Source organism: Terriglobus albidus (assembly GCF_025685425.1).
GTDB lineage: Bacteria > Acidobacteriota > Terriglobia > Terriglobales > Acidobacteriaceae > Terriglobus > Terriglobus albidus.
This window is the reverse complement of sequence record NZ_JAGTAS010000057.1, coordinates 361,460-375,787: the sequence shown is the minus strand read 5'-3', so window position 1 is coordinate 375,787 and position 14,328 is coordinate 361,460. Positions and strand designations below refer to the sequence as shown.

Genomic DNA, 14,328 nt, shown 5'->3' with positions numbered 1-14,328 from the left:
TCACTGTTGCTGGTATCCCGGAAGAGGAGTGCAGCGACCTTTCATTGCGGAAAACGCCCATGGTTGCGGAAACCGTACACTACACCTAAAAGGGAAAATGCTCTATTGCGTTCCCTGACGGGCTGCGGCTTTGGCGGCTCCCTGGAGCGCTCTTCGGCGGCCGGGGGCATTCACCAACGCGGTCGCGAATGCTTCGGAAGCTGCCTTCGGGTCAGTCTCCAAAAGCAGTTCTCCTAACTGCTCCCGAGCGGGAATGATCGGCCCCGGAGTTACTGGGAGTTTCTCAATTCCATCCTCCTCGTCGGCCGCACTGCGTAATATGGCAATGGCTTTTTCGGGCTCATTCGCTGCCTGCGTGGACCAGCCCATGACCTCACGTTTCATGATGTCGACCTGGGTTGCCCAGTATAGGTTTCCGGATGACCGGAGCCGGTCTTCGAGCTGTCGCAGTGTCTCGGCTTCCTGGTCAGCGGCGCGAGCATTGCCGGTATGAGCAAAACCCAGCCCGCGTGCCCAGACCGCAGTAGCCACAACATACGGTTGAGCACTTTCCGACGGGTTACGGATGTTTTCCGCATCGCTCCACTTCTGACGTTCGATGATGTAGCGGATCGGCATCGCGGTTGCAGCGTATCCGATTTTGAAATCGCCTATACGCAAGTTGTCCATTTTTTGAAGCTGCTTGATTACCAGGGCTGCGTCCTCGTCGTCTCCCTTCTGCAAGTAGGCGTATACCAGGTAGTCCATGGCGTGGAGCGCTTCGCCGGTGTCACCCTGATGCAGAGCGGCGTCTCTCGCGTCCAGGTTGGATGTGATGGAGTCGCTCCATAGACCAAGACGGGTAAAGATGTGAGACGGCATATGGAGCGCATGCGGCGCCGAGGGAGCAATGTGGGCATAGGTTTTCGCTGCAGCGAGCCCTCTTGGCGCGAGCTCCTGGTTGTCGCAGGCGTGGATGAAGTAGTGGGGAATTCCCGGATGATCCGGGAATGAGCGAAAGAGCGGTTCCAGTAAACTGGCCGCCTCCTTTTGCTTTACATGTTCCCGATCGTACGGAGACGCATTCGAAACGAGTGCGAGTGCATAAAAGATCTGTGTTTCAACATCTTTGGGCATGGAACTGGCAAGCTGGCGCATCGCGGCCTCATAGCGCAATGCTCGTGTGCTGTAGGGAACGGTAGAAGCATCCTGGAAGACGAGATTCAGGGCCTGGATGAAACCGCGCTCGCGCTCGGAGGTTCCTCCGAGCCGGAGAGCCTGATTCAGCTCCTGCCGGGCAGCTGCAGTATCCTCCGACGAAGGAGGTAGATCCCAGAGTTGGTGGTAGTGCGTCATCGCCTTGCCCCAATGGGCCATGGCGCAATGGGGGTCTTGCTGAGCGACGCTTTGGAATGCTTCACCAGCCTCTTTATAGGTAAACGAATGCAGGAGAGCGACTCCGCGGTTGAATTGGGCCTGTACTTCAGGTCTGCAGGAGACAGGAAAGGATACGATACCCAGCTTTTCGGGGGAGGGGTGATCGTGCAGCTCCTGAGCGGCTGCAAAAGCCAGCGGCAGGAAAGCCAAAATCAGGGCCGTTTTCATCGTGTCGGCCTCCGGGAGTTTTATAACCGTACTCTGTTTGCCGGGATTTTGCGAAGAGTTTTGCTATCGGAAGCGTTGAAAAAAAGGTCCTTCACGATCACCCCTGCGAACAGGTTCCTTGGCGACTCGGTTCAGGATGACAAAATTTATGACAAGAGCTTCTGAGACACCACACTGGGAACTCTTTCACGCTTCAAGCGGTGGCCCGATCTTTGACATCCGCTGAGGTGGCGAGTCTGGCACAGTGAGCGCAACAGAAGAACTGCGAACCAACTTCAACTCCGTGCCCAATGACGCGGCAACGGCATTGTTCGCAAATGGGTGCGAGTAGCTGAATTGCGCATTCAAAGCTATCGAAGGTGTGTCGTGCCCCTGCGGCTTCGATCGTGAAGGCTTTGTCGTATTCATTTCCACAAACTTCGCAAGTTGCCATAGTGGTCCTCCTTCAGTGAGGAATGTCCTTGTCGACGTTCGAAATTCTTGCGATGGTCTTCAACCGTATTTGATTCGGGGGGCGGCGACGATCAACTTGGGTCCCATGTCGAGACTGGACTCGCTTTTGGCCGCGCGAGGGACACGCTTGATATGCTTTCCGTCTCCCGCTGTGTGGGTCTTGCAGGGGACAAGCTAGGCCGGAATAGGCGGATTGGTGGTTGAGATGCGAAAGATACAGAGCACGTTTGTTTGAAATGTGAGTAGCAGCCTTAGACTGGCGACTGATCCGCTGTACTGTCCGGCCAGAATCACCAGGGAAATCGGCCAACCAGAGCATTTTCCCCTGTAGGTGTAGCGTAGGGCTTCCGCATTTATGGGCGTTTTCCGCAATGAACGCCCGCTGTATTCCTCTTACGCTCCCCAACCTTTGTCTCTTCGGGGCGGTGAGGCGTCGACCGTTTGCACTTGGCGCAATTTGGTCTGAAGGTCGCAGGGCAACCCCTGAAAACAAGCTGCCTTCTCTAGAGCAGACAGTCGGCGTTCAAAACCGAGTGTCGACCTGGCGCTTGTCGCTTGCCAGAACCTCAGTGAACGATCTCACCGAAATTCGGAGTCGAGCCATGTCTGAGATGTTTGCCATCGTCACCGGTGCCTCCAGCGGCATCGGACTTTCTCTTGCCAAAGAGCTTGCTTCGCGCGGATATGACCTTGTGGTGTGTTCGGCAGGGCCAAGGCTCGCGGAGGCAACGGCCGCGATTCGCAGCTACGGCACGGAAGTCGTGGAATTCAATGCGGATCTCGCAACCCGCGAAGGCGTGGACGCCTTCTGGAACAAAGTGGTATCCGTAGGCCGGCCCGTTGACGTCGCCTGTCTTAATGCCGGCATCGGTGTGGGTGGGCAGTTCTGGGAGACGGATCTGGAAGAAGAGCTGAGGATGGTTTCCTTGAACTGCACTGGAGCCGTACAGCTTGCGAAATACATCATTCGGCAGATGCATGAGCTGAACGCCGGCAAGATCCTGTTCACGTCATCCATCGCAGGTGAGATGGTGGCGCCTCGCGAGGCGGTCTATGCCGCGACCAAGGCCTTCTTGCTCTCGTTTGCGCACAGCCTGCGCTATGAGCTTCGGGATACCAATGTCACGGTAACCGCACTGCAGCCTGGACCGACAAATACGGACTTCTTTCATCGCGCGGGCATGGACGATACCCAGGTAGGAACGGAGGGTAAGAATCAGAGTCAGCCGGACGACGTCGCCCGCGAGGGGCTTGATGCCCTGTTCGATGGAAAAGACCACGTCTATTCCCACTCATTGACCACGAAATTGGAAGGAGCGGTCGCGAACTTCGTTCCTGGAGCGGTGAAGGGAGCGATGCACGAGAAACAGGCAAAGCCGCAGAGCGAAAAATAGCGCAATTTTCAGATCACATTTTCAGCCAGGAGCGACACATGGTGAACTTCAACGAAAAGCCGAATGCCGAGCCTTTGCCGCGCCAGAGCGGCGCCTCGATCATCCTGGATGGACGATATCTGCCGCCGCCCGAGGATAAGGACGGCAAGCTATGGGTACGTACCAGCGCCCTGGTGCAGGGTTCGCCCCAGGATCTATATGCCCTTTGGCGAAAGACGGAGCTTGCGCCTCTTTGGCAGGAAGAGATCGAAGAGGTAGTTCTCACGGGAGAGACAACCTCCCGTTGGACCATGCGATCTGATGACACCGTCATCACATGGGACTCCGAGATCCTTGCTGATGAACCGGGTGAACGAATTGCCTGGCGGTCCATCGGCGGCGACTCGGATAACGCCGGAGAGGTGATCTTTGAGAAGGCTCCCGGCGGACGTGGCACCTATGTCATCGTGCTGCAGGAGTTTCGCATGAGTAAGCTCACCAGCGCGTGGGAGACTTTGTCCGGCCGTAATCCAAAGCAGGCTGTGATTGAAAACCTGCGGCACTTCAAAGCGCTTGCCGAGGCCGGAGAAATCCCGCGATCGCAGGAGGCGCCGCATGGGAAACGGGGATTGATCGCCCGCTTCAAACGATCCCTCTATGGGGAGAATGTCACGACTCCTCCGGGAACGAAGGTGGCTTGAATAGATCTGACACGAGGTGGAGTGATGAAGGCTATTTGTTGGATGGGAAAGTATAAGGTCGAGACGCAAACCGTACCCGATCCGTCGATCATCAATCCGCGCGATGCCATCATTCGCATTACGCGTACAGCAATCTGCGGTTCAGATCTGCATCTCTATGACGGCTTCATTCCCACGATGGAGTCGGGCGATATCATGGGCCACGAGTTCATGGGAATTGTTGAAGACGTCGGAAGCGGAGTTGGTAACCTCCGGCGCGGTGATCGTGTGGTTGTACCCTTTACCATCGCATGTGGAAACTGTTTCTTTTGCAGGAAGAAGATCTGGTCCGCCTGTGACAACTCCAATCCCAATGCGCATCTGATGGAAGCTGCTTACGGTTATTCCGGGTCGGGACTCTTCGGATATTCGCACATGATGGGAGGTTACGCCGGAGGACAGGCACAATATGCGCGTGTTCCGTTTGCGGACGTAGGTCCTTTGAAAATCGAAAGTGATCTCAGCGATGAGAAGGTTCTCTTTCTCTCCGACATTCTTCCCACAGGCTATATGGCGGCCGAAAATGCACAGATTCAGCCTGGAGACACGGTTGCTGTATGGGGATGCGGCCCCGTCGGGCAGTTTACGATTGCCAGTGCTTTTATGCTCGGAGCTGGACGGGTGATTGCGATTGACCGATATGAGGAACGACTGGCTCTGGCTCGTGCTCTCGGCGCGATTACGGTGAACTATGCGGATGAGGACGTCAGCGTCCTGACCGCGATCAAAGACCTGACCGGCGGCACCGGTCCGGATTCCTGCATCGATGCAGTGGGTTTGGAAGGGCATTCCGCGGAGTTGCAAGGCATCTACGACACGATCAAGACAGCGTTTCTCATGGAGACGGATCGTCCGGTAGTGCTTCGGCAGGCCATTCAGGCCGTACGCAAGGGAGGAACGGTCTCGATTCCGGGTGTCTATGGCGGGCTTCTGGACAAGGTTCCGTTTGGAGCCGCGTTTGGAAAGGGCATCACCATGAAGATGGGCCAGACCAACATGCACACATATATGAAGCCCCTGCTGGAACGAATTGAAAAGGGGCAGATCGATCCGACCTATATCATTAGCCACCGCATCTCGTTGGAGGAGGCCCCTGAGATGTACAAGGTTTGGCGAGATAAACAGGAAAACGTCACTAAGATCGTCATCGACCCCTGGTTGGACCGGGCAGCGTGATGGCATGGTGCTGAGACGCAGCGGCAGCCTCAGCACCCTAAACCTCGTACAGTTGGAAGGCTTCAGTGCGAAGGACTCCTATCCGCTGAATGCCTCCGCTCCCGCTTCCGCGACGGCTTGGTCCTGTTTCCCCATGCCTCCGCTGACGCCGATTGCGCCGACTACGCGCCCGTCGCGTTTCAGAGGAACACCGCCGGCGAAGATCATGACGCGTCCCTGATTGGAAGCGTGAATGCCGAAGAACTGATCTCCGGACTGAGAGAGTTCGCCAAGAGCTTTGGTTTCGATATCGAAGGCGCGTGCCGTCCATGCCTTGTTAATGGCGATGTCGACCGAGCCGAGCCAGGCGTTTTCCATCCTTTCGAACAACAGAAGATTGCCGCCTGTGTCGACAACCGCAATATTCATCGGCATACCGATCTCCTGAGCTTTTTGCTCGGCGGCCGCAACGATGGCTTTTGCTTCCAGAAGTGTAACGCTCATAAGTGTTCTCTCCGCGGTAGTGTGGGTGTATGGATCTTTCAGTGGAGCCGCTCCAGATAGGCGGCGATCCTGTCAGCATCCTGCTGCGTGAGATGCATCTCAGGCATAGCTGAACCCGGATGTACAGACTGTGGATGTTGTAGCCAGTAAGAAAGGTTTTGCGGATTGTTTGGAAGAATTCCGGCGATATAGGTTCTATTGCCGAACCGGTCCAGAGGGGGACCGACATAGGAGTGGGCGCCGGCCACACCTGGAATGGTATGACATGAGGTGCATCCATAGGAGCGCATCGACGTCTCCGCCTGCCGGTCAGAGCTGGAATGGCAACCTGCGAGGAGGGAAGCACAGGTAATGAGAAAGAGAACATTTTTCATGCAGCCTCCTTCCGGGCAGAAGCAGGAGCCATCGAGGTATGGAGGAGCCGTCTATCTGAAGTGTGAAGCCACTTCGCGAACAGGAGAACCCCTATCGCTATGAAGACGAGTCCGGACGGAACCCACATCAGCAGGCCGCCTAACTGCTGGTCTTCGAGAGCGGTAAGATGCCAGATCTGCGTGCGTTCTGTGTAGATGGGGTACCAGAGGACCGTTGAGAAAGTAAGCAACGCCCCCAGTGCACTGCAGTGAACGGCGGTGCCGAAGGTATAAAGCGTGGCCATGCCATAGCTCATGGAAGATCGGCCTGCACCATACAGGGCCGACCAGAAGATCAGACCAGTCAGAAAAAAAGTCAGATGTTGTACAGCGTGAATCACGTCGGAACGCACGGTTGCCTGGTAAAGCGCAGGGATATGCCATCCCCACAGGGCGGCCGCGTGAATCAGCCATGCGGAGAGCGGAGCCGTGAGAAGGCAGACCAATGGATTGCGCTCGATACCAGAGATGAGAGCTCCAACACGTTTGCGATGCATGCGTGGCAAGGCATACAGAAAGGTCACCGAGCAGTGAGAGGCGGCAATGAGCGGGGCTGCAATCAGGATAAGAATCTCGTGCTGCAGCATGTGTGCACTGAACAAAGCATCGCCTAGCTGATGGAGAGGCGAGACGAGGGCGAACACCAGTGAGAGCCAGCCAGAAGCGAAGGCAAGGTGACGCCAACGAAGAATCGAATGATTACGGCGGCGCAGCGCTCCCCTGAGATACCAGCTCCCCATGAGGAGCAGAGGCAGGATGATGGATAGCTCGAAGGTCCAATGGTGGAGCGCCCAAAGATCATCAGGAGCAGGCAGAGCCTCTGCGCTGTTGCCGTCTGCGTCGTGCATAGCGTGCAGCAGAAATACGAACGCGCCGATGGAGGATGCAGGCATCACAGGTCACAGGCTCCCAGGATGAGTGTCGAGAGGGTCCCTGCAAGGCCAAGCAGGGCGAAACCGGCTGCAAACCACAAGCCGAGACAACGAAGGAAGAGCCGTGAACTGCGTAGCGTGACGGGCGGATCATCGGATCCTGCCTCGATCCGTGCGCGTGTCGGAGACAGCATCAGAGCCGCTAAACCACAAACGCCGAGAGACAGCACATTGACCAGCATCACCAGATGCCGGTTATGTACGTTGCAGTCATACGTGCTGACGATATATCCGACCACGATATTCACTCCTCCGGCCAAGGGAGGAAGGAGCATGCCGGTCCAGAGGCGGAGGTTGAGGCCTTCGTCTTCAGAATGGCGCAGGATATTGACTGGGCTTGGCATGGTTCAGCTCCTCAGCCAACGCGGAGCCCAATAGAGCACCAGGTAAATGGGTATCCAGGTGAGCACGACAAAATACCAGTAGCTGGCATTCTCTTCAGCATCGACGAATCGCTTGCCCTCAATGTGAGGCGAGTAAAAAAGCACGGTCAGGACGATAGTTTCCACCCAATCGGTAAGCAGATGGGTAATATGAAGTCCCATGAGGAACCACACGGCAGAACCATAGGCCGTCTGGCTCCAATCACAGTTGAGGTGACGAAGCTCCAGGTAGCGAACGCCCAGGTTTGCCATACCCACGAAAGTCGCGATAACGAGTCCGAGCCGGACAGCACCGAGATCACCTTTATGTGCGCGGCGCCGATACCACTCCGTCGGGATCACGCTCAGGATGAAGATGAAGGTATTAACTGTGCCCCATGTAAGGTCCGGCGGAAGAACTCCTGGAGGCCAGTCCTGGGAACGCGAGTGCAGATAGAAGTATGCCGCGATGACCAGAGCAAAGACGCCGGCCTCGATCGCCATCATGCCCATCGTCCCCCACCACGTGAGACTTCTGTCGGCAAAGGTTACGTTTGGCAGCATCGAGACATCAAGAGTTTGCCGACCGCGCGTTAGCTCTTCTGCCATATGTCCCTCCTTCTCCGGCGTTCCGACTCCTCCCTCGTGGGCCAGAACCATCCAATGAGAGCAATGGCGAGCGGAATGGCTCCAATCGAAACGGCGATAGGACGGAAGATACTGCCGATAAAGAGGGCAGTGGTGACAACAGCTGCTATAAATGGCCAGATACTTGGCTCGGGCAACTCGTCGCGCCCGTCCGGCTCGGCATCATGAATGCGGGTGGTAACAATCTCGCGTACATCCTCGTGAAGGCCAGAGATGACAGGCTGATCCGGCAACGCATCCCACAGCGCTTCACTCCCGTTGACCGTAGGCAGGTTCAGAAAGTTATAGGCACGAGGCGGAGAATCTGTTGCCCACTCCAGACCGCCTGCCTGCCATGGATTCGGCGGTGCGGCTTCTCCGCGGCGAAGAGACGTCCAGACATTCCACAAGAAGAGAGAGACGCCGGCAAACAGCAAAAGGTAACCGCAGGACTGGATCTGATTGAGTACAGTCCAGCCGGCATCTGCGGGATAGGTGTAGACGCGACGCGGCATTCCTCGCAAACCGAGGATATGCATCGGGAAGAAAGTAATGTTGAACCCGATGGTGAAGAGCCAGAAGCTCCACATACCGATTCGTTCGGAGAGCATACGGCCGGTAATCTTTGGGAACCAGTAAGCGAAGGCGCCAAACAGGGGAAAAACGGCCCCTCCAATAAGCACATAGTGGAAGTGGGCGACAACGAAGTACGTGTCATGAACCTGGAGATCGACCGGAACAGAGGCCACGAAGATACCGGTCATGCCGCCGATGATGAAGACAAAAAAGAAGCCAAGCACCCACCACATAGGTGTTTTGAGCACCGGCTTTCCGGTCACGATGGTTGCCAGCCAGCAGAAGATCTGGGCCCCGGCTGGAATGGCAATCATCATGCTGGCGGCGGTGAAGAAGGCTTCGCTCATCTGTGGAATGCCTGTGGCAAACATGTGATGCACCCACAACCCGAAGGCAACAAAGCCGGTGGCGATAAGCGAGAGCACCAGCGCCATATAACCGAAGACATGGCGACGAGAGAAAGTGGCGACAATGGTGGAGACGATAGCCGTGCCCGGTAGAAAGATAATGTAGACCTCCGGATGACCGAACCACCAGAAGAGGTGTTGAAAGAGCAGGACGTCGCCACCGACGGCTGGATTGAAGAATTGTGTCGAGGCGGTACGGTCCAGCAGAAGCATGGTGCTTGAGACAACGACCCCAGGCATTGCGAAGATCACCATGAATGCGACGACGACCTGGCCCCAAACGAAGATGGGGATACGGTTCAGCGACATTCCCGGAGCACGGAGTTTGAAGACGGTGACGATCACCTCGACGGCGACTGCAAGGGCAGAGACCTCGGTAAAGGTAATGAGCTGCGCCCAGATATCTGCTCGCTTGCCGGCACCGTAATCGGGTCCGGAGAGCGGAACATAGGCAAACCATCCACGGTCGGGACCTGAGTTCACAAAGAAGAAAGCGAAAAGCATCAGCCCGCCGAAGAGAAAGAGGTAATAGCTGAAGGCATTCAGGCGAGGGAACGCGATGTTGCGAGTGCCCACCATAAGAGGGACGAAGTAAACAGCAAGAGCCTCGAACATCATGGGCACAGCAAAGAGAAACATCATGATGCTGCCGTGCATGGTGAAGATCTGGTTGTAGAGGTCGGGGCTCATGAGGTGGGATTCAGGAAAAGCAAGCTGCAGGCGCATCGCGCCTGCGAGCAGGCCTCCGGCAAGGAAGAAGGCAAACGCGGTCACCATATACCGTTTGCCAATGGTGGTGTGATGAACCGCCTTGAACCAGCCAATAAATCCCTTCGGCTCTGCCCAGATGCGCTCCAAATTGCGAGCGCGTTCGGCTTCCTCAGCAGTGGAGATTGTCTGTTCGATCAATGCAGCTCTCTGCTCACTCATCGCAAGGTCTCCAGATAGGCAAGCAGGTCGTTCAGGTCAGAAGAGGGCATGGGATTTGGCGGCATGCGTACCCCAGGCTTGATGCTTTGCGCATTGCTGATCCAGCCCGCGAGATTGCCACGCGTGTTCTTTAATGTCCCCGCGGCAATCATGGAGCGACTTGCAAGATGCGTAAGGTCGGGGCCCACGGTTGCGCCCGCCGTCGTTCCGCGGATGGTATGGCACATCACGCACGCGTGCGTGAGAAAGACCTCGCGGCCATGAATGGCTTGCGATGAGGCAGGTTCTGGGGCCGGAGAGAGTTGTTGCTCGTACCAGCGGTCAAAGTCTTCGCGTGATTGCGCCACAATGTCGAAGGCCATGTGCGCGTGTTGCAGGCCACAGAATTCAGCACACTGGCCACGCCATGTTCCGGGCTGATCGACCTGAATCGTGAGGTCATTCTCATAGCCAGGGAGCAAATCTTTTTTCCCATGAATATTAGGCGCCCAGAAGCTATGGATGACATCACGCGAGGTTGCATGGATGGTAACAACCGCTCCGACTGGCACATGGATTTCGTTGGCCGTACGAACCATGCGATATGGCTGTTCGTTGATTGGATATTCCACCTCCCACCACCACTGGTGACCGTAGACATCGATCTTGATCGCCTGTGCCTGGGCCAGTACAGCGGTGCTGTGACTGGTGTAGAAGCTTGAGACCATCATCACCAGCAACAGGATGATCGTGAGCCCCAGGGCCGCTCCGACGATCCAGGTTGCCTTACGCTCGATCTCCGGATCTTCAACCAGCGTGTGCGGCACGAAGCCCTCGCGTGCATGGTTGCGGACGACTCCATAGGCAAGCACCGCGATGACGATGACGTAGACGATGGATGTAATGGAGAAGATCAACAGCAGATTGTGTTCAATGTGCCTCGCCTGTGGTCCGACAGGCGAAAGCGGGGTCTGGTGGCCAGGGAACATCGGCGAGATGAATGAGAAGATCATCGCGATGGCTCCGAGACGACAGGCTGAGGATGCTCCGCGCCTGGATGCTCCTGCGGACGCGATTGTTCGGGAACAACCATCGGCATGTGATCAGAACGCGAGGGAGCAACATCAGAGGGAAGTTGTCCACTCATCGATCTCACATAGGCGGCGATCTCCCATACCTGATAGTCAGGAATCTTTCCGGCGTAGCTCGGCATTCCATTGGGGCGGCCCTGCACGATAGTGGAGTGGATCTGTTCGAGAGAGCTGCCGTAGATCCACTCCGAGTCCATCAACGCCGGACCAATGGCGCCACCGCCATTTGCATGGCAGCCGACGCAGTTGTAGGCCTGATAGAAGCGCTTACCTTCTGCGACGGCGTAAGCGCTTTCAGCAATAGGATTGGGCTGATTTCCTTTGGGCGGCTGTTGACCGGCGGCGACCTCGCTGAGAACGGTACCGTTGGCCGGCTGTGAACCGGCTGCTCCGGGATCGAAGACCCGCTGCTCGCGCTTGCACCCGGTCAGCAGACTGCCGAGAAGCAGGATGGAAACGAGCATAGGCCTCATAGCCCACCTTCCTTCTCTTCGAGTTGAGGCACGTGATACGAGTTCAAGATGTGCCGGATCTCGGATAAGTTCTTTTCGATAGCCCGGTTCAGAGCGTCAGCGAGTTGCAGGTCGGAGGAATGGACTGCGATAGCAATGTCATACCGGAAGGGAATGCCATCTTCGATCGCTGGGCTTACAGCATGCAGTGAAAGCGGGACGTGCTCACGCGACGCGTAATATCCGGCCACAGGTCCCCAGACAACTGCAAACCCGACCTTGCGGGAAGCTACAGCGTGGACAATCTCGCCCGCTTCAGATCCAAACGATCGATATCCGACGAGCTGCGAGGCATGCCCATAATGGATGAGCGGAAGCGAAGGTGGAGAGAAATCCTCGTCCAGAATCTGCAGACCAATGCGCTGTGATCCGATGGAAGGATCGCTGAAGCTGGAAAGCTGCCAATGATCTGCGGTACGGGTCACGAAGACATAGCTTGACTGGTAATACGGTCGCGTCTGACGGACTCGCTTAAGCCCATCAGGAGTTCCCATCAATAAATCGCAATCGCCATGATTGAAGCGTTCGCGAAGAAACCCTCGCCTCGCCCGTGCCCATACGAATTCGGGTTGGCGGCCAAGATCCCGAATCAGAAGTTCTGCGATGCGATTGTCGAAGCCCGTACGCGCTTGATTGGAAAATGGAAGATTATCGGGATCTGCGCATACACGCAGAACCCGTTGCGCATGGCATACCGGCGGCAGTGCAAGAGCAGCGATGAGAACACTACGGAAGAGAGAAAACATACAGTGTCCCTCCTGCCGTAACCTCGTTGCGGATGTTGGGAAGCGCCTTTCCCCACCCGTTGGCCGCAGTTCCATCGCGGGTATCGAGCTGGCCGGCAACGATAGAGCCCGGCCAGCCGCCGATCCCCGAGAGGATCGCAATATATTGCTTTCCATCAGGGCCGCGGTAGCTCACCGGCTGACCGATAATGCCGGAGTCAGTCTTGAACTGCCAAAGGATATTCCCAGTCTTTGCGTCGGCCGCTTTGAACCATCCATCCATGGTGCCGAAGAAGACCAGGCCTCCGGCGGTGGTGACGGTCCCGCTCCAGATCGGGTATTTGTCTTTGATTGTCCAGACAGCTTTACCGGCGATCGGATCCCACGCAGTAAGCTCGCCCATGTGGCCACCTGGACCCGCGTAATACTGCACAGAAGACCCGACATATGGAGTTCCGGCGATATAGCTGACCTCTGTCCCTTCTTCATCCATACACATGTTCTGGTGGGGGATATAAAGAAGACCCGTCTGCGGCGAGAAAGACGAGGGTTGCCAGTCCTTCGCTCCGGGAGCGTCAGGGCAGATATTCCGTACCACCTGTCCGGTTCTGGGTGCTTTGTCAGGAATCCGCTGCAGAGCTCCCGTCCGAAGATCGACGCCGGTCGTGGTGTTCGTATAGGCGAATGGATTCGCAGAGAGCACCTGTCCGGTTGCCCGGTCGATCACGTAGACATGCCCATTGCGGTCAGGACGGAGGAGCACTTTTCGAAGCTGTCCCTGCCAGGGAAGATCGACAAGCACATCTTCATTGATGCCGTCCCAGTCAAAAAGATCATGCGGAGACATCTGATAGAACCAGACCGCCTCGCCCGTATCGGGATCGCGTGCGAACATGCCGGCGGTCCACTTGTTGTCGCCGGGCCTGACCTCTGGATTCCACGGACCCGGATTGGCAGTTCCGTAGTAGATCAGGTTGAGCTGAGGGTCATAAGAGAGAAATCCCCATACGGTTCCACCACCGATCCGCCAGGCGTCTGGAGGCCAGGTCTTTACACCGAGGTCGGAGCCTTTGTCTGTCGCGTAGTAGGGATGAAAGCGAGAGCCGATAAGCACTTCGTTATCGGGCCCTGTGCTGTAGGCCTTCCAGGCAAGTTTGCCGCTGGAGGTATCAAGCGCCGCAAGCCATCCCCGAACCCCGAACTCTCCTCCGGAGTTGCCGACAAAGACATGATTGCGCACGACCATCGGCGCCATCGTGATGGTCTCGCCATTGTTGAGATCGGCGAGATGCGTTCTCCAGAGCTGTTCTCCGGTATCGGCATTCAGAGCGATGGTGTACCCGTCGAGCGTATTGAAAAAGAGCTTTCCGTTGTCGAAGACGGCGCCGCGAGTCACCCAATCGCAACATGCTTCGCCCTTCGCGGCCGGCGAAGGATGGGGCTCATATTTCCATTTCAGAGGTGCGCCAGGCTTGGTGAGGTCCAGTGCGTAAAGCACATTTGGCCACGGCGTAGCGAGATACATCGTGTTATTCGCCACAATGGGAGCGGCTTCCTGGCCATGAGGCACTGTCGTCGCAAACGTCCAGGAGACGCGAAGCTGTGCGACATTTTGCGCCGTAATCTGCGAAAGGGAGCTGTAGCGGGTATTAGCGAAGTCCTTGGTCGCGCGGACCCATTGACCATCGTCCTTTTCCATCTCCGCGGTGTAGGGGTGTATCGAACCGCCTGTGGAAGCAGACGTCGAGGAGGATTGTTTGTGGCAGCCCAGCATGAACCAGAAGCCAAGGATGCCAAACAGTACAAGCCAGAGGGTTCTCGATCCCGTACTTTTCATTGTCAATCCACTCGCCGGTGAACCTGTGTTCTTCGTGAGACAACGATCTTCGTGTCTTTATTCGAACAATGCTGATGGCGGGCGGAGTAGAAGAGTTGCCCGCTTCCTCTCTGACGGCCTTCTATGGC

At 56.5% G+C, this 14,328-nt stretch carries 14 protein-coding genes; 3 read left to right on the top strand and 11 right to left on the bottom strand.

Features of this window, described 5'->3' with window-relative positions; genetic code table 11:
* Positions 1-102: 102 nt before the first annotated feature.
* The gene (locus tag OHL21_RS17815; protein ID WP_263418643.1) at positions 103-1,584 is read right to left on the bottom strand and encodes a tetratricopeptide repeat protein; all 1,482 of its coding nucleotides are present in this window, start codon (positions 1,582-1,584) and stop codon (positions 103-105) included.
* A 1,055-nt stretch (positions 1,585-2,639) separates the two neighbouring features.
* Between OHL21_RS17815 and OHL21_RS17810 the strand changes: the two genes are divergently transcribed.
* The 3 genes from OHL21_RS17810 to OHL21_RS17800 are packed head-to-tail and all read left to right on the top strand — an operon-like array spanning position 2,640 to position 5,326.
* Positions 2,640-3,431, top strand: a complete 792-nt coding sequence (locus OHL21_RS17810; protein WP_263418642.1) for an SDR family NAD(P)-dependent oxidoreductase — start codon at positions 2,640-2,642, stop codon at positions 3,429-3,431.
* Positions 3,432-3,469: 38 nt separating this feature from the next.
* A complete protein-coding gene (locus OHL21_RS17805) occupies positions 3,470-4,111 on the top strand; it encodes an SRPBCC family protein (protein ID WP_263418641.1) in 642 nt (213 codons plus the stop codon).
* A gap of 42 nt (positions 4,112-4,153) precedes the next feature.
* Positions 4,154-5,326, top strand: a complete 1,173-nt coding sequence (locus OHL21_RS17800) for a zinc-dependent alcohol dehydrogenase (protein ID WP_399258845.1) — start codon at positions 4,154-4,156, stop codon at positions 5,324-5,326.
* Positions 5,327-5,404: 78 nt separating this feature from the next.
* Here the strand turns inward: OHL21_RS17800 and OHL21_RS17795 are convergent, their stop codons facing one another.
* The 10 genes from OHL21_RS17795 to OHL21_RS17750 are packed head-to-tail and all read right to left on the bottom strand — an operon-like array spanning position 5,405 to position 14,200.
* The gene (locus tag OHL21_RS17795; protein WP_263418639.1) at positions 5,405-5,809 is read right to left on the bottom strand and encodes a GlcG/HbpS family heme-binding protein; all 405 of its coding nucleotides are present in this window, start codon (positions 5,807-5,809) and stop codon (positions 5,405-5,407) included.
* 38 nt (positions 5,810-5,847) lie between these two features.
* On the bottom strand, positions 5,848-6,183 hold the full coding sequence (locus tag OHL21_RS17790; protein ID WP_263418638.1) for a c-type cytochrome: 336 nt from the start codon (positions 6,181-6,183) through the stop codon (positions 5,848-5,850).
* A complete protein-coding gene (locus OHL21_RS17785) occupies positions 6,180-7,115 on the bottom strand; it encodes a cytochrome c oxidase assembly protein (RefSeq protein WP_263418637.1) in 936 nt (311 codons plus the stop codon). The genes OHL21_RS17790 and OHL21_RS17785 overlap by 4 nt, the downstream gene beginning before the upstream one ends.
* Positions 7,115-7,498 (bottom strand): hypothetical protein, encoded by a 384-nt coding sequence (locus tag OHL21_RS17780; protein ID WP_263418636.1) that lies wholly within the window; start codon positions 7,496-7,498, stop codon positions 7,115-7,117. The genes OHL21_RS17785 and OHL21_RS17780 overlap by 1 nt, the downstream gene beginning before the upstream one ends.
* 3 nt (positions 7,499-7,501) lie before the next feature.
* Entirely contained in the window at positions 7,502-8,125 is a 624-nt protein-coding gene (locus OHL21_RS17775) for a cytochrome c oxidase subunit 3 (protein WP_263418635.1), read from the bottom strand.
* Positions 8,110-10,056 (bottom strand): cytochrome c oxidase subunit I, encoded by a 1,947-nt coding sequence (gene ctaD, locus OHL21_RS17770; protein WP_263418634.1) that lies wholly within the window; start codon positions 10,054-10,056, stop codon positions 8,110-8,112. The genes OHL21_RS17775 and ctaD overlap by 16 nt, the downstream gene beginning before the upstream one ends.
* Positions 10,053-11,048, bottom strand: coding sequence for a cytochrome c oxidase subunit II (gene coxB, locus OHL21_RS17765; RefSeq protein WP_263418633.1), 996 nt, complete (start codon positions 11,046-11,048; stop codon positions 10,053-10,055). The genes ctaD and coxB overlap by 4 nt, the downstream gene beginning before the upstream one ends.
* Positions 11,045-11,599 (bottom strand): c-type cytochrome, encoded by a 555-nt coding sequence (locus OHL21_RS17760; protein WP_263418632.1) that lies wholly within the window; start codon positions 11,597-11,599, stop codon positions 11,045-11,047. The genes coxB and OHL21_RS17760 overlap by 4 nt, the downstream gene beginning before the upstream one ends.
* On the bottom strand, positions 11,596-12,384 hold the full coding sequence (locus tag OHL21_RS17755; RefSeq protein WP_263418631.1) for a quinoprotein dehydrogenase-associated putative ABC transporter substrate-binding protein: 789 nt from the start codon (positions 12,382-12,384) through the stop codon (positions 11,596-11,598). The genes OHL21_RS17760 and OHL21_RS17755 overlap by 4 nt, the downstream gene beginning before the upstream one ends.
* Positions 12,365-14,200 (bottom strand): PQQ-dependent dehydrogenase, methanol/ethanol family, encoded by a 1,836-nt coding sequence (locus OHL21_RS17750; protein WP_263418630.1) that lies wholly within the window; start codon positions 14,198-14,200, stop codon positions 12,365-12,367. Before OHL21_RS17750 ends, OHL21_RS17755 begins: the two co-directional genes overlap by 20 nt.
* Positions 14,201-14,328 lie beyond the last annotated feature (128 nt).

Coding starts and splice junctions, on each gene's coding strand:
- OHL21_RS17815 (WP_263418643.1), bottom strand. CDS start 1,584: ATGAAAACGGCCCTGATTTTGGCTTTCCTGCCGCTGGCTTTTGCAGCC.
- OHL21_RS17810 (WP_263418642.1), top strand. CDS start 2,640: ATGTCTGAGATGTTTGCCATCGTCACCGGTGCCTCCAGCGGCATCGGA.
- OHL21_RS17805 (WP_263418641.1), top strand. CDS start 3,470: ATGGTGAACTTCAACGAAAAGCCGAATGCCGAGCCTTTGCCGCGCCAG.
- OHL21_RS17800 (WP_399258845.1), top strand. CDS start 4,154: ATGGGAAAGTATAAGGTCGAGACGCAAACCGTACCCGATCCGTCGATC.
- OHL21_RS17795 (WP_263418639.1), bottom strand. CDS start 5,809: ATGAGCGTTACACTTCTGGAAGCAAAAGCCATCGTTGCGGCCGCCGAG.
- OHL21_RS17790 (WP_263418638.1), bottom strand. CDS start 6,183: ATGAAAAATGTTCTCTTTCTCATTACCTGTGCTTCCCTCCTCGCAGGT.
- OHL21_RS17785 (WP_263418637.1), bottom strand. CDS start 7,115: ATGCCTGCATCCTCCATCGGCGCGTTCGTATTTCTGCTGCACGCTATG.
- OHL21_RS17780 (WP_263418636.1), bottom strand. CDS start 7,498: ATGCCAAGCCCAGTCAATATCCTGCGCCATTCTGAAGACGAAGGCCTC.
- OHL21_RS17775 (WP_263418635.1), bottom strand. CDS start 8,125: ATGGCAGAAGAGCTAACGCGCGGTCGGCAAACTCTTGATGTCTCGATG.
- ctaD (WP_263418634.1), bottom strand. CDS start 10,056: ATGAGTGAGCAGAGAGCTGCATTGATCGAACAGACAATCTCCACTGCT.
- coxB (WP_263418633.1), bottom strand. CDS start 11,048: ATGATCTTCTCATTCATCTCGCCGATGTTCCCTGGCCACCAGACCCCG.
- OHL21_RS17760 (WP_263418632.1), bottom strand. CDS start 11,599: ATGAGGCCTATGCTCGTTTCCATCCTGCTTCTCGGCAGTCTGCTGACC.
- OHL21_RS17755 (WP_263418631.1), bottom strand. CDS start 12,384: ATGTTTTCTCTCTTCCGTAGTGTTCTCATCGCTGCTCTTGCACTGCCG.
- OHL21_RS17750 (WP_263418630.1), bottom strand. CDS start 14,200: ATGAAAAGTACGGGATCGAGAACCCTCTGGCTTGTACTGTTTGGCATC.